The sequence below is a fragment of the Yaniella sp. genome, assembly GCF_030453185.1.
GTDB lineage: Bacteria > Actinomycetota > Actinomycetes > Actinomycetales > Micrococcaceae > Yaniella.
In genome coordinates this window covers 1-17941 of sequence record NZ_JAKDKW010000021.1, presented here as the reverse complement: position 1 = coordinate 17941, position 17941 = coordinate 1, and the positions used below count along the sequence as shown (strand labels likewise).

The window sequence follows — 17941 nt, the reverse complement described above, 5'->3', positions numbered from 1 at the left end:
GGCAACACGAATGGAGCACAACGTGGCAAAAGATAATTATGATTACCTGGTGATCGGTGGTGGCTCTGCCGGAGCTGTCGTAGCTGCCCGGTTGAGTGAAGATCCGAACGTTTCGGTTGCCCTATTAGAAGCCGGCCCAACCGATGTGGATCAGGACGTTGTTCTGCAGCTGAACCGCTGGCCAGAATTGTTGGAATCCGGTTTGGACTGGGACTACCCCATCGAACCGCAGGAAAACGGTAACTCGTTTATGCGTCACTCCCGTGCACGCGTACTGGGGGGCTGTTCATCGCACAACTCCTGTATCGCTTTCCACCCACCGGCCGAAGACATGGATCTGTGGGAAGAAATGGGAGCTGAAGGCTGGAATGCTGAAACCATTCTGCCGCTCATCAAACGTCTGGAAACCAACGAGAACACCGGAGACCACAACGGTACCGATGGTCCAGTCCACCTGATGAACGTGCCAGAAAACGATCCGGTTGGTAAAGCGCTCCTGGATGCTTGTGAACAACAGGGCATCCCGAAAGTGCAGTACAACACCGGTGAAACCGTGATCAACGGTGCTGGCTTCTTCCAGATCAACTCGAAGAAGGACGGCACCCGCTCCTCTTCATCGGTGTCCTACCTGCACCCGATCATGGACCGGGAAAACCTCGATATCCTCACCGAGCACTGGGTCACTCAGATTCTGTTCGACGACGACAACCGAGCAACCGGAGTCAAGTACCTCAGCAATGCCTTCGACCGCATGGAAACCCTGACCGCAAACCGCGAAGTCATCGTTTCGTCCGGTGCCATTGACACTCCGAAACTGTTGATGCTCTCGGGCATTGGTCCAGCTGACCATCTGAAGGAAACCGGTGTGGACGTTCGCGTCGACTCCCCTGGTGTGGGCTCGAACCTGCAGGACCACCCAGAAGCCGTCATTTCTTGGGAATCCAAAGTGCCGATGACCCGTGATGCCACCCAGTGGTGGGAAATTGGTATCTTCGCCCCGACCGAAAACGGTCTGGATCTGCCGGACCTGATGATGCACTACGGTTCCGTACCGTTTTCCATGCATACTCGTCGTCACGGTTACCCACACGAAGATGAGTCCTTTGCGCTGACTCCGAATGTCACCCACGCTCGTTCTCGCGGTACCGTTCGTCTACGCTCCCGCGACTATGCCGATAAGCCAATGGTTGACCCGCGCTACTTCACCGACCCAGAGGGTCACGATATGCGTGTTGCTGTGCACGGCATCAAGTTGGCACGCAAGATCGTAGCGCAGTCAGCAATGTCAGAATATGCCGGCCGTGAGCTCTTCCCAGGTGAAGAGGTCCAGTCCGAAGAAGACATCGCAGCCTACGTATCCAAGACGCACAACACCGTCTACCACCCTGCCGGCTCATGCCGCATGGGCCCGGTTGACGATGAGATGTCGCCACTGGATCCACAGCTGCGGGTCAAAGGCACCAAGGGCCTGCGCGTGGTTGATGCCTCGGCCATGCCACAGCTGCCCGCTGTGAACCCGAACATCACCGTGATGCTCATGGGCGAACGTGCTGCTGATCTGATCAAAGCAGACCAGTAACCAGTGAGTTAGCCAACGACGGCGCTTCGAACTTTGTGTTCGGGGCGCCGTTTTTGTCTCACACCAGACTTCTGGGATACCTATCTCATGCTTCCTGCTGAGGGCGCGCCCTCGATACGACGAGTATGTCGGACATTGAGGATGGCTGTCGGGACAGCCCTAGGAGCAGAAGCAACACCGCTCAAAAAACCGAGCAGGTCAGTCCGTTGATCACCGGCTGCTGGTGTTGTCCGCACGCCGAACCTCAATTGCTTCAGATAATTTCTCTGGTGTGTCCGACGAGACCAGAACAGCGGTTCGCGCCAGCGTAATGCGCACGGATGGCCCGCCGACAAGGTAACCAGTAGTCCGATTTTGTAGGACACGCAATCCCATTCCGGCAGTAAGACCCGTTGGTTCGGCAGGGGCAACGTCATCAATGCTCTTATAAGGAATCTTGGTCCCGAAAATACCTGCCACCTTAATGCTAATTTCGCGAGCATCCAGCTGAACGGTGGTGCGCATAAAACTGACCGAGATGAACACCGCCAAGAACAATACGGCACTAATTACTGCAACTCCGATATTCACCAGAGCTAAGCCGGCACCTGTCCCGATGGTTGCTATCACGCCAAGAACCAAGAGAATTACCCTGTAGCGAACCGGCATACCAGTCCGGAACGTCACTTGAGGGCGCGAAGAGTTGTCACCTTTCCCCTGCATTGCCTAGGCCTTGCCTGAATCCGACTGCTTTGTGGATGGATCCATAGATGGTTTTACGACTTCTCGGGAGCGGTCCCGCTGGTTCTCTTCGGTAACGCTCCACCGGGTGATCGCCCCTACAGAGAAACCCATAACCAAACGTGGAAACGGGACGCCGCTTCGACGTAGTCCGCGGTCGATTTTCTCATCTGCCCAGATTGCAGTAGCCATGGAACCAGACATGATCGTTCCTACCGCTAGCCCTGGGACCAACATTTTTGCTATCCCCCGCCAACCGGCCACCGGTTTTGACTCTGTAGTGGGTTCGATGACTGTCTCACCCAGCGCCTCTGTCCTCTGCGGGTTGGCTCCTAGGTATACAGCACCGACACCTGTGGTAACTAACGGACCCCAGACGATGCCCCGGCGCAGCCACAATGGATAGTCTCGGACTGGAATCAGGGTGAGCAGACCTGTGACCACTCCTTGTCCCAAGGGTGCGCGAAGAAAAGCGGAGAATTCAGAATTCGGTGCGTCTTCAGATATCGTCATGACATTCAGCTTAGTCCTCGGAGATTTGACCAACTACATCGTAACGCAACCAAACACTGCCGTCTTCGAGAGGTTCAGCAGTTTTAAGATCGAACTCGTATGGTGCGGGTGTTGAGTACTTTTCATGCGATTCAAACAGCGAATTAGTGTGATTTTCAGCGTCGGCCGTCGGCATCAAGACCAAGCTGAGCTCATCGCAGAGCCCGTCACGAATCATCGACCAGTTGAGGTTTGGTCCACCCCCGAGCATGAGTTCATCCATCCCGAAGATACGCCCAATCTTCTCCACGGCGATGGCCATGTCGAGTTTCTCCTCGCCTGCAAGAATGTAGGAAACACTAATGGAACGTAAGTGCGCTTTGAAGGCCTCGCTCACGTTGGCCGGAATCAACTCGACAATGTGGGCTTTGACGTCGAAGTATTCAAATGAGTTCTGTTCCCAAGCAAGCTTGCCGGAGCTATCCACTGCGAAGTAGAACATTTCGGCTTCCGGATCTGCGATGAAGTCACCGGCAGGGACCGGTTCCGCTGGTGCAGTGAAGTTGGCTTCGCGAGGCCCACCCATCATGGCTTCGCTCGTACCGCTGCCGCTCAGCCATCCCCGGTGGCCGGTGTAGAACCGGTTGTCACCCAGCATGATGTCAAAGTAGAGCTTCTGTGCACGCATACCAACGTCAGTGATGTTGGCGATTCCGTCAACTTTCCCGTTGAGCAGTGTATGCATATGGCAAATAATTCTTGGGCGCTTCATGCGGTGTTTCCTTTCAGGATGTTCCAGCGAGGCGCTCGCAGAACAGCGGAGTTGTCTCGCTATCCACACTAGTCAGCAGTACACGGGCGCGTATGGGCCTGCTCAACGCCATCACCAATTGTTCCTCGTCAGATGGAGAGTCGTTGAATGCTATGGCCGCAGTTGCTAGTGAAGTAATATAGATCCAGCGTGGAGCGTCAGACCACACAACACCACAAGGAGCCCCACACAGCGTGAAACCTCAACCTGATATTGCCTGGAACGCCGGAGATATGGGTTGTGGCGAACTCGTCGTAAAACTCAAGCTGAAACTTCGCGATGAGCTTCAACCCGGTGCAGTGATCAAACTGACCGCCACTGACGCTGGTGCCCCAGAGGATATTCCCGCATGGTGTCGGCTGACGAACAATCCGCTTCTGTACCAAGATCACCCCGAGTATTTCATCAGAGCCAAGGAGTAAAACCTATGTCCGGAACCGGAAAATTCTGCGTCTCGATCACGAACGCAAAAAACGACACCGACAAAGCAACCGTGGGTTTCGTTGTGGCAAACGCTGCAGTGGGCTCAGATCAGGACACCATGGTGTTCCTCTCCACCGAGGGTGTGCGCTTGGCCGAACAGGGCTATGCCGATGACATTCACGAAGAGGGCTTCGCTCCGCTTGCAGAACTGATCACAAACTTCGTTGAAGCCGGTGGCCAGGTTTACGTCTGTGCCCCGTGTGTGAAGAAACGCGGTATCGAACCCGAAAACCTCATCTCGGGTGCAACCGTTGTGGGTGGTGCGAAACTCGTCGAATTCTTGGCCGACGGCACCCCGAGCGTCACCTACTAAACAAACCGGCTCGAAAGGAGCAGCAATGACTGAAACCACTGTGCATCCATATCCACCAAAGGACAGTTTTGATGGTGGGGATTTAGATTGTGGCAACGGACTGCTCCTTTTGATCCGCAAACACATTGATCCGTTGAGTCCCGGGGAACTCTTAGAAATTGTCTCCCGGGATTCAACTGTGGAAGTTGATTTACCGTCCTGGTGCAACCTGACAAAGAATGAACTCATCAATGTGCACACCGAACCGGGGCTGTGGCGTTTCTTAGTGAGCAAAGGACCGTTCACCCCACCAGCAGATGCGCCAGCACCAATCACAGATGTCGCGACCACGAACGTGGATCCAGATATCGCGCTCCAGCCGCAGAAGCTTAAGAAAAAGCGGAAGAAACCACAGATGGCGATCACCCAAGAAGTGGTCGAACCATCCATCCCACAAAGCCTGCCCGAACCAGTCGATGCCACACCGATTCTCCCACTATCCGTACTGAGCCTGGGAAGCTGGCCTCGCCCCCGCTGGTTGCTGTCATCGCTACATCAGCACCTCGAAGGCCGACTCGGCGCTGCAGATTTCGAAGCCGACGCCGACGACGCCGTGCAACTGGCCGTAGCCGCGCAGGAACGCGCCGGGATCGATGTGGTCACGGACGGTGAACAGCGGCGCGATAACTACGCATCTTTTGTCGGTGGCATTCTGCAGAACTGTCAGCTGATCCCTGTCACTGACCTTTTGCCCTACGTTGATGATCCTGAACAGTTCAACAAAGAGCTTCAAGCACTCGATGTACCGGCCGGAGAAGTCCGCCACCCCGCAGTCTTTGGGCCCCTGGGACGACGAGACCCACTGACTGTTCCTGAGGTCGAGTTCGCACAATCCGTGGCGCAAAAACCCGTCAAGGTGAGTCTGCCTGGCCCGTATCTCCTGACAAGAACGATGTGGATGGAGTGCATTTCGGATCGTGCCTATGACGATCGCGAAGCGCTTGCCGTCGATATCGTTCGAATTTTGCGCGAAGAAGTCGCCCACCTGCTGGCCCAGGGCACAAGTATCGTGCAGTTTGATGAGCCCGTACTCACCGAAGTGCTCTACGGTGAACAAGGTCAGGGCGGCAGAACCTTCATGTGCGGTGCGCTAGGTGAACGTGGTGCACTAGACGAGGAACTAGCCTTCGCGCAACACTTATTAGAACAGGTCACCCAAGGATTCCCTACAGATCGACTAGCCCTACATGTATGCCGCGGTAACTGGACTACCGACGAGTCATCCGCGCTTTCTGGAGGCTACGCACCCCTCGTGCCATTATTTAGATCGATCAATGTTGGCACGCTCATCCTAGAACTGTGTACACCACGAGCTGCCGAGTTGGACGCACTGACCGGCATCCGCGAGGACCAACGCGTTGGTGTGGGCGTTCTCAACCAGAAAGACTCAGCCAACGACACCGTCGACGACGTCATTGCTCGGGCTGAACGGGCCATCGAGTTGTTTGGATATGACCGCGTGCTGCTCAATACCGACTGTGGTTTTGCAACCTTTGCTGATAATCCGATCCAGTCAGCCCGAGCAGCTGAACGCGACCTCAGCCTCTTGGCCCACGCTCGTGACCAGCTGCGAACACGATACGGCGCTGCCGCTTAACCAAACGGCCCTAGGCTCGTTTACGATCGCCACGTATCGTGGGTCATATGGATTTGGAATGGATCTCAGACACGCTGGTCACCGAGACCATTCTGCTCGTGTGCTCATTCGTGCTGTCCGGGACCATCGGCATCGAACGTGAGCTGCGCCAGAAATCTGCCGGAGCTCGCACCCATATCCTCGTGGGCATGGGATCTGCGCTATTCACCCTGGTCTCCGCATACGGTTTTGAACATGTGCTCGGTGACGACGTCGTGTTGGACCCGTCGCGTATTGCGGCGCAAATCGTCACCGGGATCGGTTTCCTGGGCGCAGGGGTCATCTTCGTTCGACGCAATATTATTTCGGGGCTGACTACAGCAGCCTCGGTGTGGGTGACTGCGGCAGTGGGTATGGCCTGTGGTGCAGGAATGCCGATCATCGCCGCGATTACCGTGGCCTTATACCTCTTTGCCGTTACAGCCCTAACCGCGTTGATCCGGCGTCTGCCTCGTCAACACGGCACCGAAATATATACCGTCCGGTATACCGATGGCGCCGGAGTGCTCCGCGACATCCTGCAGGTGGCTTCGAATAACGGCTATGAGGTCGCTTTGTCCCAAACCAGACGTGAACACACCGCACAGGGGTATGTGGTTGATGCCACCATGGAGTTTAGCCATGGGAAACAAAAACCACCGGAGCCGCTTTTGCGCCACCTTACTGAGGTGGCAGGGGTCGTTGAGGTCACTGCCAAAGACCAAGACCACGATTAGCGCAGAAACCGCAACTGGTGTTAGCTGCGGTGTTTGGCAGTCAGTTCTTCCAACTGATCGAACAACACGTTAACCTCGACCTGGTGACGTTCGGCTGGTGAAAACGCGCCGTCTTTCCAGTCGAAGAACAGGTTGAAGTTGAGCTCTGCACGGACCACCGGCATAGAGAAGTTTGCGACAATCTGACGCCACTGTTCGATAGCACGTACGCCACCTACCGAACCGTGTCCGACAAACGCTACTGGCTTGCCGACCCATTCAGGCCCAAGAGTATCGACGGCGTTTTTGAAGCCGCCTGGCACCCCGTGGTTATATTCGGGAGTGACGAAAACATAGGCATCGAAGGTATCGATTTTGTCTGACCACCGCTGGACGTTGGAGTCCTCGTGGTTCCTATTGACAACCATCGGGTGCACGGGGCTGGTCAGCAACGGTACGTTGTAATCAACGAGATCGATGTATTCGTATCCGAATGAGCCCTCACGCTGCGCAGCGATCTCGTGCACAAATTTTGCCACGGGTTCTGTGTTGCGTTCGGCACGAAGCGAACCGTTGATAATACCGATTTTCATAAAGTGTTGCTCCTTGTAGCAGTGGGCTTATCAACTCGTTACTCTATCGACTCCTGCGAGGGTAAATTTTCGAAAAGTCACAGAAATTCTTGATAACCGATCTTGCGCCCCTGACATTCCGGGCAGTGAGTTTTAGGCTAGCGACATGACACATACACGTGACGCTCTGGTACTCGTCGACCTACAAAAGGCTTTCTTTGATGAAGAAGGACTGGCCGAGCGTCAAACTGCAATTGTTGACGCTTCGAACCGCTTGATTGACGCGGCCCACTCGGCGGATCTCCCGATCTATGTCATTCCCACTGAGCACAGTCGCGACGAGTCCACCTGGACCCTCAACATGTTGGAGGCTGGAACAGGTTTTCTGTTCCAAGGGGATGAGGGGACCCAGATAGTTCCCGGGCTCAAGACAACCGACACAACCAAGGTCGAAAAAACCCGCGACAGCGCGTTCTTCGGAACCGACTTGAACATGCGATTTGTGAACAAAAGAATCAGCAGGATCATCCTGGCCGGGGTGTCCACTCACGGTTGCGTGGCCCAAACGACTCGTGATGCTTTTGCCCATAATATTCGGGCCACGATTGTCACTGACGCAGTAGCCGATACTCGCGAGGATTATCACCGAGCTCAAATCAACCAGTTGGAAGCTGACCGGCAAGCAACTCTTTCTACCGTCGATGAGATCATCGCGAGGTGGCAAGAAGCTTCGTGACTTCTAACGAGCCCCTACCTGCGATACATGCAGATTCCGCAGCTCTTAGCCTAGCCCAGGCTCGCCGTGTTGCGATCGCTGCCCAAGGCTTGAACCGCGATCGGCCGGAAACCGTCACCATGCGGAATATCACGGACACGATCAAACGTATCGGGCTCTTACAGATCGACTCGGTGAACGTTCTTGCTCGAGCCCATCTGTTGCCGCTGCTAGCTCGGCTGGGACCATACGACACCGCCCTGATGGATCGAGCGACGGGGCGCGCTCCGCGGCGCATTATGGAAACTTGGGCACACGAAGCCACATACGTGCCAACCAGCAGGTTTCCTCTCCTGACTTGGAAACGTCGTCGCTGGTCGGGAATGAACCCTGAGACGCTTGAAGCGGAGCATCCCGATTTATTCGCCCTGGTTCGCCAAGTTGTCACGGATCATGGCCCACTAACGAGTCGCGAAATCGGCGATCACGTCGGACCACGCTACACACAGCGCGACGACAGCAAGTGGGGATGGTCGTGGAGCCCAGCAAAAATCGCCCTAGAAATCCTCTTCGACGCCGGTGAGCTGACACCAGCACGCCGAAGCAGACAGTTTGAGCGTGTATACGACCTCACAGAACGCGTGCTGCCACCGGCCATTCGAGCGCAACCCCCTCCTTCCAAAGACGATTCCATTGTCGAACTCATTCGAATCGCAGCACGCGCTCACGGCGTCGGCACCATCCGGTGTTTCGCCGACTACTTTCGACTGAATCAGCACGATACCCGCAGGGCCGTTGAACAACTTGAGGCTGCCGGGGAACTCCTGCCGGTTTCGGTCACCGGCTGGGATCGACCAACATGGATGCATGCCAAAGCGCGTGTTCCTCGACAAACTACTGCCCGAGCCCTTCTGGCACCCTTCGATCCACTCGTTTTCGAACGCCGTCGCCTCCTGGACCTGTTCGGGATGCATTATCGCCTCGGCATCTACACACCGGCCCACAAACGAACCCACGGATACTATGTTCTCCCGTTTCTCTTAGGTGAACATCTGGTAGCCCGGGTAGACCTAAAACATGATCGTCACCGCGACGCGCTGCTGGTTCGATCAGCCTTTGCTGAAGCACCGGGCCCAAACGAAGAAGTTGGAGCTACCTGGCCTGATCGCAACACCGTTCTCCATGAGCTGGCCTCCGAGTTAGCCACGATGGCGAGGTGGTTAGGTACAAGTGGTGTCACCGTTGACGAGAACGCTCACGGCGACCTCGCGGCCGAGTTAAATGCGCAGATTGTTGCGCTCAATGCCGAGAATATAAAATAAGAATATTTTCCGGATCATTCTGACATGCACAATGACCTCAACGACGCCGCCCATCGCGTTGCTTGAGCATTTCACGAACGAAACGCCACCGGCTTGAAAGCCCAAACCCAAGCGCCCCTTCGCAGAATCTTCAACAACAAGCACCGATGCAACACCATCGTGCTCTCACTGGCTTGGATACTGGTCTGGATGGGCATCCAGACATTCTCGGTACTGGGAACCACCATTTTGGAAAGCCGTAAGGGAGTCGATGCCTCGAGTGCACTCATGATAGTCGTAGTCGCCAATATCGTTGGTGCGCTGGGGTACATCACTCCTGATCGGCCCATTCGCTGCAATCATGTATTTCCAGGCTGAGTGCTTCGACGCTGACTGCCGCGCCACGGGCTCGACGTTCATTGTTTCGATGAGCCAGCCCGGTGCCGTCATCGGCGGCGTGTTCGTTGCCGGTCTTGTAATGCTGGCCGCGCGAAAAGTCGATACGGACTTGACGTCTCTGACCGAAGAAGTGTCTGAACCAGCCCCAGCACCAGCTATGGACTAGTTTATCGCAACGAGCGTACGGTGAATGTGGCGCTGTTCCTTTAAGGGACACCGCAACATTCATTGCGAAATTCATGGAGGTCATTGTGGAAATCACCGCAGCCATTACCCGCGTCAAAGGCGAACCTTTCGAAATTGCAACACTACAACTGGATGACCCGGCACCAGGCGAAGTACGGGTCAAACTTGCGGCGACTGGGGTTTGCCACACAGACGCAATTACGCGTGATCAGGTGTACCCCACTCCCCTTCCGGCTGTGCTCGGCCATGAAGGCGCCGGAGTCGTCGAAGCCGTTGGAGAGGGCGTCACCACCATAAAGCCTGGCGATCGAGTAGTCCTCGGCTTCAATTCCTGCGGTGAGTGTTCTACCTGCCTAAACGGTCGGCCCGCCTACTGCAAAAACTTCTACGACTACAATTTCGGAGGCACCCGTCCCAATAAATCCACGGCACTGTCCGATAATGGGTCAGCCGTGTCCTCACATTTCTTTGGCCAGTCGTCGTTTGCCAGCCACGCAAATGTTTCGGTTCGGTCTGTCGTTCCAGTCACTGATGACGTCCCGCTGGAATTGCTCGGTCCGTTGGGCTGCGGTCTGATGACCGGCGCGGGCTCAATAATCAATTCTCTGAAGGTTGGCGCAGGCGAATCCGTGGCGATCTTTGGTACCGGTGCGGTGGGTTCCTCGGCAATCATGGCTGCTGCTGCAGTAGGTGCAACAACGATCATCGCAATCGATCTTGTCGATTCCAGACTTGAGGCCTCTCTGGACTACGGTGCGACGCACACCATTAATTCTGGCGACGAGGATCTGGCGGAGCGCATCTCAGAGATCACCGGTGGCGAAGGTGTCAATGTCGCTCTCGATACCACTGGCGTCACTGCTGTGACCCGCCAAGCTGCAGATGCTGTAGGCATCAATGGTCGTGTAGGCCTTGTGGGCGCTCCGAATTTGGGCGACGAGGTTAGCTTCGAAGTGGGTGCCTCATTGCTCAAAGGCTGGTCGTTCCAAACGATTATCGAAGGGGACGCGGTACCACAGGACTTCATACCAAAACTGGTTCATCTGTGGCGTCAGGGGAAATTTCCGATCGAAAAATTGATCAAAACCTACCCGCTAGAGCAGATCAATGTGGCATTTGAAGACTCGGCGTCAGGCAAGACCATCAAACCTATCGTGACTTTCTAAACATCCTAAAAACAAGAGTGCTCGGCCCGTATTTTTCGGGCCGAGCACTCTTATTTTGCAGCAAATTTGTCTAGGATGTGACGATCATACCGCTGCTGTCTCTCGACTGGGTACGACGTCTTCAGCGTCCACCATTGCTGGTTTCAGGGCTTGTTCCTGTATACCCTCAGCTCTGGTAACACGTTGTCCGATCGCTACGCAGAGCCAGCCCATGGCAACTCCTGCGATGCTGTCAATCAAGTAGTGCCAACCAAAGTACACGGTGGCAATAAACGTTGCGCCGAAGAATATCCAAGCGGCCCAGCGCAGAATTTTGCTGGCGGTTGTCTTATGCGCAAAGAGTGCGATGGCGAATGTCACGGAACAGTGCAATGAAGCAAATGCAGCCACACCGTGGATCGTTTCACCCGCGAGGGGATCAGCCAAGAATTCCAATCGGTTATCCCATAATGCGGCTTGCAGGGCGCTCGTGCCGGTCTCAGGAAGTACTTGGTAGTACTGGTCCTGGAAGTACACCGGACCGACTGCTGGGAACGCGTAGTAGCTGATTGTTCCAAGAACCCAGTTGAGACTAATGGCGGTTACAAACCAGGCACCTTTGGCGAGGTTCCGAGATAATACCAGGACCACTCCGATCGACAGAGGGATCATTGGCATGTACGCCAGGTAAATGATGGAGAGGAACTCAGCGCTGAGCCCGATACCAAAGAAATCTTGCATAACGAAAGCTGGATTGGTGCCGCCGAACATCCATTTATCAAGCTGCGAAAGCTGCTCATCGTAGAGCACGCCGTCGGTGTAAATGGGCAAAACACTTTTGAGGTTTCGGTATCCGACATAGCAAAGATAAAACGCCAGAAGACCTGTGCAGATGTAGAGGACCCGTTTCCACGTCCACTCGTGCTTAACCACATCGATCATCCCCTGAGGGATGTTTCGCCAGCCGGATCGTTGAATCGCGGCGGGGATCAGCCCGATGGCGAAGAGCAGCGCTGCAATGAGCGGTAGACGAATGTACGCAGGGCCGAGGAAGCCCTCAGGATCGCGAAGCGGTACCCCAGTATGAAGTGATGCTAGGGTGGCTACAACTATGGTGATAATGGCCACACTGGCGATGAACGTGTAAGGCCGATTTCGAACGGAATTCATCTAAACAACATACACCCGTTAGCGCGGCGATGGTAATTTCACGCGCGTGTGATCCTCTGATGGGCCTGTGTACCGCATGCTTGCAACGATCGAGGTATGTCAACAAATTCGGCGTGTCGCCGCTCGTTGGGTTAACGCAATAATCTGCGGACCAGCTGAAGTATTCCCCGTCGGCCAGCACGTTTGCCCATTGCTTTGGGTCCCTGACTGGCGGCACGGGCATCACCGCGCATCCGGCGAAATCTCAATAACCAGTTCAACATGTCGACCTCCTGAAGATCCTGCGCAGTCTTCTGATCGAGTGTTCGTGACGCTCATTATGCCATCCAGCTCATCACGAACACTCACTCTCACGCCTTCTCAGATAGCTGATACCTGACGTAAAACTAACTAGACCATGTTGAAAGCTGTTGGGCGGAAACCTCGCCAAGCCATTTTTGCCACAAAGGCCCAAAGGTGATGCGACGTGCGCCCAAGTCCTTGAGCGTGGCAGTGTCCCCCGCGGCGTGGCCGTCGACTGGATGAGCGGTGAGGTTCACCGGCACCGAGACGGCTTCCACCAGCCGCGTGATTTCTGCTGAAGAGGAGACACCAACTGGATACACTGCCCGTGCTCCAGCTTCTTCCATCAGGGAGACGCGTTCTGCTGCTTCGGATAACGGGTCTGGAAAGACCTCTGTACCAAGTTTTATCGCATCGGTGCGTCCGTTGAGCACAAACGAGACTCCTGCTTCATCAGCGGCTTGACGCGCTGCCGCGATGTAATCGGAGTGTTCGGCACGATCACGAACACGCTTATTCTCGCTGTGAACGACATCTTCAATATTTGCTCCGACCGCGCCGGCATCCAACAACCGCTGCATAAGCTCGGCCGGGTCCAGCCCGTAACCCGACTCCACGTCAGCGCTGACCGGCACGTCAACAGCTTCGGTGATCCGTTTAACAGCCCTAAGGTATTCCGCGAAGTCCATATTCTCTCCGTCAGCGCTGCCAATGGCATCAGCCACGGGGTGGCTTCCTACGGTGAGCGCTTTGAATCCGGCCTCGACTGCGACATGAGCGCTCCAGGTATCCCAGACGGTCGGGAGGATGAGCAGTTCACCAGATTCGTGTTGTTCGGTGAGCGTAGCGGCAAGTGCTTTGACGTTCGACATGAGAACCTCCTACAGGATCTTCATGCCCCAGCCTAAGGCCATCTTGCCCCAGGGGGCTAGCCAAAGATTGCGGTGTTGTTATACAGCCCGTTGAAGCTGGTCTGTGCCAAGCATTTTTCGACGGACCAATGAACTGAGTTGTTCAGCCAAGAACACGACCACGAGGATCATCAAGATGATCGTCAGCGCCGTATCGAACTGACGCAGCGTGAACGCCGGAGTGAGCTCCATGCCGATGCCTCCGGCTCCCACCATGCCCAAGATGGTTGCACCGCGAATGGCCTTTTCTAGGCAATACAGACTCGTGGCAGTAAATGAAGCGAATGAGGCCGGCATGACTGCACCCGCTACCACGGCGATACCGGTTGCTCCGGTTGATCGCAATGCGTCAATAGGACCTCGTTCGACTTCTTCGATCCTTTCGGCGAAGAAGCGGCCAGCAAAGCCCAGTACGTCAACGGCGATCGCGAAGATTCCGGCGAGCGGTCCCAGTCCGACGGCCATCACAAAGATCAGCGCCCAGACCAACTCTGGAATGGAACGCAGCACCGTGAGGATGAACCGCATAGCCACCCCGACCGGGCCTAAAGGTGTTGTGTTTTGTGCGGCCAATACCGCCGCTGGCACGCTGAGCAGCACACCAATGGCCGTGCCGATAATGGCCATCTCTAACGTCTCGAGCATGGCTTCTGCTAGGTTCGGGGCCCGCTCCAGATTCGGGGGAAAGGCCCCGGTGACGAAATCCCAGATATTCGCTGGGCCTTCAGCCATCCGCTCCCAAGAGATATCCATTCGGATCAAACCATTGACGGCCAGCCCCAGGAGGAGCACCGCGAGCGCAACCGAGGTCCACTTGGGAAAAGTGAAACGCGGAGGCAGCTCCTCTACGGTCTTGCCGGAATCAGATGCTGCTGTCGTTGTGGCATCCAGCGGTGTCATCGCGCAGCTCCTTCCAGCACAACCTGATGTGCGCTGTTAGCGGTATAGAGACGTTCAAGCTGATAATTGCCAAGCTGTGAGATGTGCGTATCGATCTCGAGGTTCCCGTCGCGCAACGCAACAATCCGACTACCGTAGGTACGAGCCAACTCCAGCTGGTGCAAGGTACATATCAGCGTGAGGTTCTGTTCCTCGGTAATTTCCCACAGCATATCCATGACGGCACGTCCAGCATGTGGGTCCAGTGCCGCAACCGGTTCGTCGGCCAGTACGATCTTTGGTCGCTGCATCAACATGCGCGCGATAGCGACGCGTTGCTGTTGGCCACCGGATAGCTGTTCGGCACGTTTTCCTGCGGTGTGTGCCAGTCCAACGCGATGCAGAGCTTCCATGGCTTCATCGCGTTGTTCTGGTTTTGCTGTGGCACCAATCCAGTTTCGTGGGCTGGGCGCCCGCCCGAGTGCACCATGAACGACATTGGTTAGTACAGACAGTTCACGGACCAGATTGATCCGCTGATGAACCATCCCCACCTGGCGTCGAAGGGCTGTGAGCTGCCGTTTATTAGCGGTCGTGACGTCGGTGCTTAGAACCTCAACACTGCCGCTGGTCGGCTCAACAAGCCGATTAAGACACTTCTGCAGTGTGGATTTTCCAGAGCCGTTGGCGCCCAGCAGCACGACGGTCTCCCCCGCAGTGGCCGTAAAGTTGATGTCTTTCAGTGCTTGGGTGCCGGTGCTGTAAACCTTGTTCAGCCTCGCAACCCGGATCACGTTAGACCCTGTGGTGTCAGACTGTGGCATTACTGTTCGTCCTCGTCCGGCAGGTCTGCGTACTGATCAAATCCTGCTGCTTCAAATGCGCGACGGGTTGGATCGTAGTCAGCATCTTCTGCATCAACGAATTCTGAGTCAATGTACTTGTCGTTCTCACCGGTCTGTACGATCGCCTCGAGTAACACGTCCTGGTTTTTGTTTAAGCTGTCCTGGAGGTAACCGGCGCAGTCTTCGCCGAGCCCGGTGCGCGCGATGAATAGGTCATTGGGCAGGTCGGGACCTTCTGCCAAGATTTCGACTTCTTCGTCACCCATGGCTTCTTCCAGCGCTTCTAGGTCAGAAATACCGGTACCCAGTGCATCGCCATCTCCGGTGGCGAAGGCCTCAATGTGGGTGTCGGACAGCGGCATGACTTCGACGTCACCAGCATTGGGATCGAGACCAGCCGAATCCATCATTTCCAGTGGACCGAGGTGGCCGGAAGTGGAGCCGACTTCCTTAGTGATGACCTGGGTTCCTTCAAGGTCTTCTACCGATTCAAGGTCCGAATCGGCGCGTTTGAAGATGGCGGCCTTGTAGTTATCGCGCGTGACACCGGTGAGTGGGATGGCGTCGGCTTCTTCCTTGAGTGCCACGTATTCTGCTGGGCCGGTGAGCAGTACATCCAGGTCGTCGTACTCTAGAGCAGTAGCCGCAGCTGTGCGGGAAGCCATCGGTTCGAATTCGACCTCTAGGCCCGTTGTTTCTTCGAGAGCAACACGGAAATCTTCGAATTCAAGGACCAGGGTTTCTAGCCCTTCAACGCCGGTGTCTGAGAAACGCAGCGGTTCGAATTCGGCGCAAACGCCTGCATCGCCGGATGCTACGGCGTTGTCACCAGCATCGGCTGAGTCTGCATCTGCTTCCCCGCAGGCGGTCAAGGCAAGTGCTGTGGCTGCAGCTACAGCTGACAAGGTGAGTAACTTTCGTGACATGACAGATGTCCCTCTCAAAGCAATCTAAGTGTGAGCGGTCAACGCGGACCAACACTGAGCTTGACTGAGAGACGTGAACCCGAGGTGACGTGATGGCCAATGAAACATCTCGTCAGCTTGAATTTCTGTTGAGCGGAAGAAAACAATGCTACGAAAACATATTTTGAGGACGACGATCGTGGACTCGCACGGCTGCAATGACCGGTATGAGCACCAAGCCCAACAGTGCTATACCTGCCCAAACCCAGAAACTACTCATCGTGGCGGGGTTCTCAAACATGACGATCCCCTGCCACGCACCGACTCCAGCAATGATGAGCCAACCAACAGTGCCGAGGGCGCTAGTCCCCGCCCCTTTGCCAGCAAAGCCCAGCATCGCCACGGTAGTCCAGGCATACAACGCAATGACGAAGACCGCTACCAAGCAAAACGCTAAGGGGTTGGCGTGATATTGAGTTAGCACGACATGCCCGGCAAGGCTGTCATCAGCTACAAGTGGCCACGTCAACATCAGAAGTATCTGGAGCATTGCCGCCAGCCCGGTACTGACCAACATGAGACTCGGCAGGCCGTGAGTGCGAAAGCCTTTATCCATGCGGCTGAACTTGACTTGTCCAAATGCCCATATGAGCGGTGCACCGACGACCAGGATGCCAGCCCACAGACCATCTGGATCGATAACACTTGCGGTACTACCGGGTCTGGTTCGCAGTAGTCCGGTCCCTGAAAGCAACATCAGACCGGTGACGAGAATGGAAACGACAACTGCACCGGTCAGCCTATCTTTCAGATCCTTCTTCCACCCGCCAAGCGGGGTCTTCCGGTGGCTCGCGGCTATCGGCGGCGGAGGCGGCGGTGGTCCTCCGGGCCAGTGACTCTCAGAACGCATGGCACTATTGTGCATGGTTGACGATGGTATTGCGAGCGCATCGAAGCTTTTGAGGTCAATTAGCGGCTGGCGTCGAGTCGTCGTCGTTGTTCGGCGATATCGCATGTTGCTGCTGGATAAGTCATGTCCAAAGATGCCAGCGTTTCAATGAGTAGTTGTTGTACTGCCAAGCGCCCATACCATTTTCGATCAGCTGGGATCACAAACCACGGGGCGTCGTCGGTATCGGTCTCTTCGATGGCTATCCGGTGGGCTTCCATATATGCGTCCCACTGCTCCCGTGCATCCACGTCAGCCGGGGTGAATTTCCAGTGTTTGGTTGGGTCATCAAGTCGTTGCGAAAGTCGCTGGTACTGTTCTTCGCGACTGATGTGCAGCATGACTTTCAAAACCATGGTCCCGTTGCCTACCAGATCTTGTTCAAACTGCCGGATGGCCACGTACCGATGCTGCAGACGAGACGGCGCAGTAAGGCCCTCGACGCGATGCACCAGCACATCCTCGTAATGCGAGCGGTCGAACACCGCGATTTCACCGTGTTTGGGTGTGTGGTGTCGGATGCGCCAGAGGAAATCGTGTTGGAGTTCTTCGGGCGTTGGTTTCTTGAACCCAACCTGGTGCACCCCCTGCGGGTTCATCGCCCCAACCACGTGTTTGGTCACACCACCCTTGCCGCTGGTGTCCATGCCCTGGACGATCAGCAGGACCGAGCGTCGCAAACCGGCCGCCTCGGCATTAGCAAACAGCAGGTTCTGGAGTTCGGCTAGCCGTTCGACGTCTTGTGCAATTCGATCTATGCCAGTCTGTTTCTCTTGTGCTCGGCCATCTAGGGTTTCAAACGCCGGCGTGGCCCGGCAATCAAGACTTCCAAGATCTCGCAGTGCACCCTGTTCGAAGGCGAACTCGCGCAATGCTTGGTGGAATGGTCCCGAATGTGTGTGCTCCATGAGGCT

The 17941-nt window shown here is 55.6% G+C and carries 20 protein-coding genes; 9 read left to right on the top strand and 11 right to left on the bottom strand.

Annotated elements, in window-relative coordinates; translation table 11 throughout:
- Positions 1 to 10 precede the first annotated feature (10 nt).
- On the top strand, positions 11 to 1579 hold the full coding sequence (locus L0H14_RS04960) for a GMC family oxidoreductase (protein ID WP_301421444.1): 1569 nt from the start codon (positions 11 to 13) through the stop codon (positions 1577 to 1579).
- Between the two features lie 210 nt (positions 1580 to 1789).
- Here L0H14_RS04960 and L0H14_RS04955 read toward each other — a convergent pair whose 3' ends face one another.
- The 3 genes from L0H14_RS04955 to L0H14_RS04945 form a co-directional block, all read right to left on the bottom strand.
- Entirely contained in the window at positions 1790 to 2188 is a 399-nt protein-coding gene (locus tag L0H14_RS04955) for a hypothetical protein (RefSeq protein ID WP_301417860.1), read from the bottom strand.
- 96 nt (positions 2189 to 2284) lie between these two features.
- Positions 2285 to 2812 (bottom strand): hypothetical protein, encoded by a 528-nt coding sequence (locus L0H14_RS04950; RefSeq protein ID WP_301421443.1) that lies wholly within the window; start codon positions 2810 to 2812, stop codon positions 2285 to 2287.
- 10 nt (positions 2813 to 2822) lie between these two features.
- A complete protein-coding gene (locus L0H14_RS04945; RefSeq protein ID WP_301417856.1) occupies positions 2823 to 3563 on the bottom strand; it encodes a dihydrofolate reductase family protein in 741 nt (246 codons plus the stop codon).
- A 233-nt stretch (positions 3564 to 3796) separates the two neighbouring features.
- Between L0H14_RS04945 and L0H14_RS04940 the strand changes: the two genes are divergently transcribed.
- From L0H14_RS04940 to L0H14_RS04925, 4 genes are read left to right on the top strand one after another with little or no spacing between them, the layout of a single operon-like run.
- The gene (locus L0H14_RS04940; RefSeq protein ID WP_301417854.1) at positions 3797 to 4024 is read left to right on the top strand and encodes a sulfurtransferase TusA family protein; all 228 of its coding nucleotides are present in this window, start codon (positions 3797 to 3799) and stop codon (positions 4022 to 4024) included.
- 5 nt (positions 4025 to 4029) lie between these two features.
- Positions 4030 to 4398: a DsrE family protein gene (locus L0H14_RS04935; RefSeq protein WP_301417852.1), complete on the top strand. Its 369-nt coding sequence runs from the start codon at positions 4030 to 4032 to the stop codon at positions 4396 to 4398.
- 25 nt (positions 4399 to 4423) lie between these two features.
- Positions 4424 to 6034 (top strand): sulfurtransferase TusA family protein, encoded by a 1611-nt coding sequence (locus L0H14_RS04930; RefSeq protein WP_301417850.1) that lies wholly within the window; start codon positions 4424 to 4426, stop codon positions 6032 to 6034.
- 47 nt (positions 6035 to 6081) lie between these two features.
- Positions 6082 to 6789, top strand: a complete 708-nt coding sequence (locus L0H14_RS04925; protein WP_301417848.1) for an MgtC/SapB family protein — start codon at positions 6082 to 6084, stop codon at positions 6787 to 6789.
- A 20-nt stretch (positions 6790 to 6809) separates the two neighbouring features.
- On the opposite strand, the gene L0H14_RS04920 is transcribed toward L0H14_RS04925, so the two are convergent.
- Positions 6810 to 7361 carry an NADPH-dependent FMN reductase gene (locus tag L0H14_RS04920; protein ID WP_301417846.1) on the bottom strand — a complete coding sequence of 184 codons (552 nt, stop codon included), beginning with the start codon at positions 7359 to 7361 and terminating at the stop codon, positions 6810 to 6812.
- A 145-nt stretch (positions 7362 to 7506) separates the two neighbouring features.
- Between L0H14_RS04920 and L0H14_RS04915 the strand changes: the two genes are divergently transcribed.
- The 4 genes from L0H14_RS04915 (at position 7507) to L0H14_RS04900 (ending at position 11107) form a co-directional block, all read left to right on the top strand.
- On the top strand, positions 7507 to 8076 hold the full coding sequence (locus L0H14_RS04915) for a cysteine hydrolase family protein (protein WP_301417844.1): 570 nt from the start codon (positions 7507 to 7509) through the stop codon (positions 8074 to 8076).
- Positions 8073 to 9377, top strand: a complete 1305-nt coding sequence (locus tag L0H14_RS04910; RefSeq protein WP_301417842.1) for a winged helix-turn-helix domain-containing protein — start codon at positions 8073 to 8075, stop codon at positions 9375 to 9377. Before L0H14_RS04915 ends, L0H14_RS04910 begins: the two co-directional genes overlap by 4 nt.
- A gap of 295 nt (positions 9378 to 9672) precedes the next feature.
- Positions 9673 to 9921, top strand: coding sequence for a hypothetical protein (locus tag L0H14_RS04905; RefSeq protein WP_301417840.1), 249 nt, complete (start codon positions 9673 to 9675; stop codon positions 9919 to 9921).
- Positions 9922 to 10006: 85 nt separating this feature from the next.
- Positions 10007 to 11107, top strand: a complete 1101-nt coding sequence (locus tag L0H14_RS04900; protein ID WP_301417838.1) for an NAD(P)-dependent alcohol dehydrogenase — start codon at positions 10007 to 10009, stop codon at positions 11105 to 11107.
- Positions 11108 to 11191: 84 nt separating this feature from the next.
- Here L0H14_RS04900 and L0H14_RS04895 read toward each other — a convergent pair whose 3' ends face one another.
- From L0H14_RS04895 to L0H14_RS04865, 7 genes are all read right to left on the bottom strand, one after another.
- Positions 11192 to 12256, bottom strand: coding sequence for a phosphatase PAP2 family protein (locus tag L0H14_RS04895; RefSeq protein WP_301417836.1), 1065 nt, complete (start codon positions 12254 to 12256; stop codon positions 11192 to 11194).
- Between the two features lie 386 nt (positions 12257 to 12642).
- Complete coding sequence (locus tag L0H14_RS04890; RefSeq protein ID WP_301417834.1) at positions 12643 to 13410, bottom strand: isocitrate lyase/phosphoenolpyruvate mutase family protein; 768 nt, start codon at positions 13408 to 13410, stop codon at positions 12643 to 12645.
- Positions 13411 to 13488: 78 nt separating this feature from the next.
- A complete protein-coding gene (gene phnE / locus L0H14_RS04885) occupies positions 13489 to 14349 on the bottom strand; it encodes a phosphonate ABC transporter, permease protein PhnE (protein WP_301417832.1) in 861 nt (286 codons plus the stop codon).
- Positions 14346 to 15152, bottom strand: a complete 807-nt coding sequence (phnC, locus tag L0H14_RS04880; protein ID WP_301417830.1) for a phosphonate ABC transporter ATP-binding protein — start codon at positions 15150 to 15152, stop codon at positions 14346 to 14348. Before phnC ends, phnE begins: the two co-directional genes overlap by 4 nt.
- Positions 15152 to 16099, bottom strand: a complete 948-nt coding sequence (locus L0H14_RS04875) for a PhnD/SsuA/transferrin family substrate-binding protein (protein WP_301417828.1) — start codon at positions 16097 to 16099, stop codon at positions 15152 to 15154. The genes phnC and L0H14_RS04875 overlap by 1 nt, the downstream gene beginning before the upstream one ends.
- 148 nt (positions 16100 to 16247) lie before the next feature.
- Positions 16248 to 16988, bottom strand: a complete 741-nt coding sequence (locus tag L0H14_RS04870; RefSeq protein ID WP_301417826.1) for a hypothetical protein — start codon at positions 16986 to 16988, stop codon at positions 16248 to 16250.
- Between the two features lie 59 nt (positions 16989 to 17047).
- A partial coding sequence (locus tag L0H14_RS04865; RefSeq protein ID WP_336621720.1) for a PPK2 family polyphosphate kinase occupies positions 17048 to 17941 on the bottom strand: 894 nt, incomplete at its 5' end.

Bases quoted from the DNA above. Each gene is read 5' to 3' on its own strand.
- L0H14_RS04935 (WP_301417852.1), top strand. From the start codon at position 4,030: ATGTCCGGAACCGGAAAATTCTGCGTCTCGATCACGAACGCAAAAAAC.
- phnC (WP_301417830.1), bottom strand. From the start codon at position 15,152: ATGCCACAGTCTGACACCACAGGGTCTAACGTGATCCGGGTTGCGAGG.
- L0H14_RS04950 (WP_301421443.1), bottom strand. From the start codon at position 2,812: ATGACGATATCTGAAGACGCACCGAATTCTGAATTCTCCGCTTTTCTT.
- L0H14_RS04870 (WP_301417826.1), bottom strand. From the start codon at position 16,988: ATGCGTTCTGAGAGTCACTGGCCCGGAGGACCACCGCCGCCTCCGCCG.
- phnE (WP_301417832.1), bottom strand. From the start codon at position 14,349: ATGACACCGCTGGATGCCACAACGACAGCAGCATCTGATTCCGGCAAG.
- L0H14_RS04915 (WP_301417844.1), top strand. From the start codon at position 7,507: ATGACACATACACGTGACGCTCTGGTACTCGTCGACCTACAAAAGGCT.
- L0H14_RS04960 (WP_301421444.1), top strand. From the start codon at position 11: ATGGAGCACAACGTGGCAAAAGATAATTATGATTACCTGGTGATCGGT.
- L0H14_RS04920 (WP_301417846.1), bottom strand. From the start codon at position 7,361: ATGAAAATCGGTATTATCAACGGTTCGCTTCGTGCCGAACGCAACACA.
- L0H14_RS04895 (WP_301417836.1), bottom strand. From the start codon at position 12,256: ATGAATTCCGTTCGAAATCGGCCTTACACGTTCATCGCCAGTGTGGCC.
- L0H14_RS04925 (WP_301417848.1), top strand. From the start codon at position 6,082: ATGGATTTGGAATGGATCTCAGACACGCTGGTCACCGAGACCATTCTG.
- L0H14_RS04890 (WP_301417834.1), bottom strand. From the start codon at position 13,410: ATGTCGAACGTCAAAGCACTTGCCGCTACGCTCACCGAACAACACGAA.
- L0H14_RS04930 (WP_301417850.1), top strand. From the start codon at position 4,424: ATGACTGAAACCACTGTGCATCCATATCCACCAAAGGACAGTTTTGAT.
- L0H14_RS04875 (WP_301417828.1), bottom strand. From the start codon at position 16,099: ATGTCACGAAAGTTACTCACCTTGTCAGCTGTAGCTGCAGCCACAGCA.
- L0H14_RS04945 (WP_301417856.1), bottom strand. From the start codon at position 3,563: ATGAAGCGCCCAAGAATTATTTGCCATATGCATACACTGCTCAACGGG.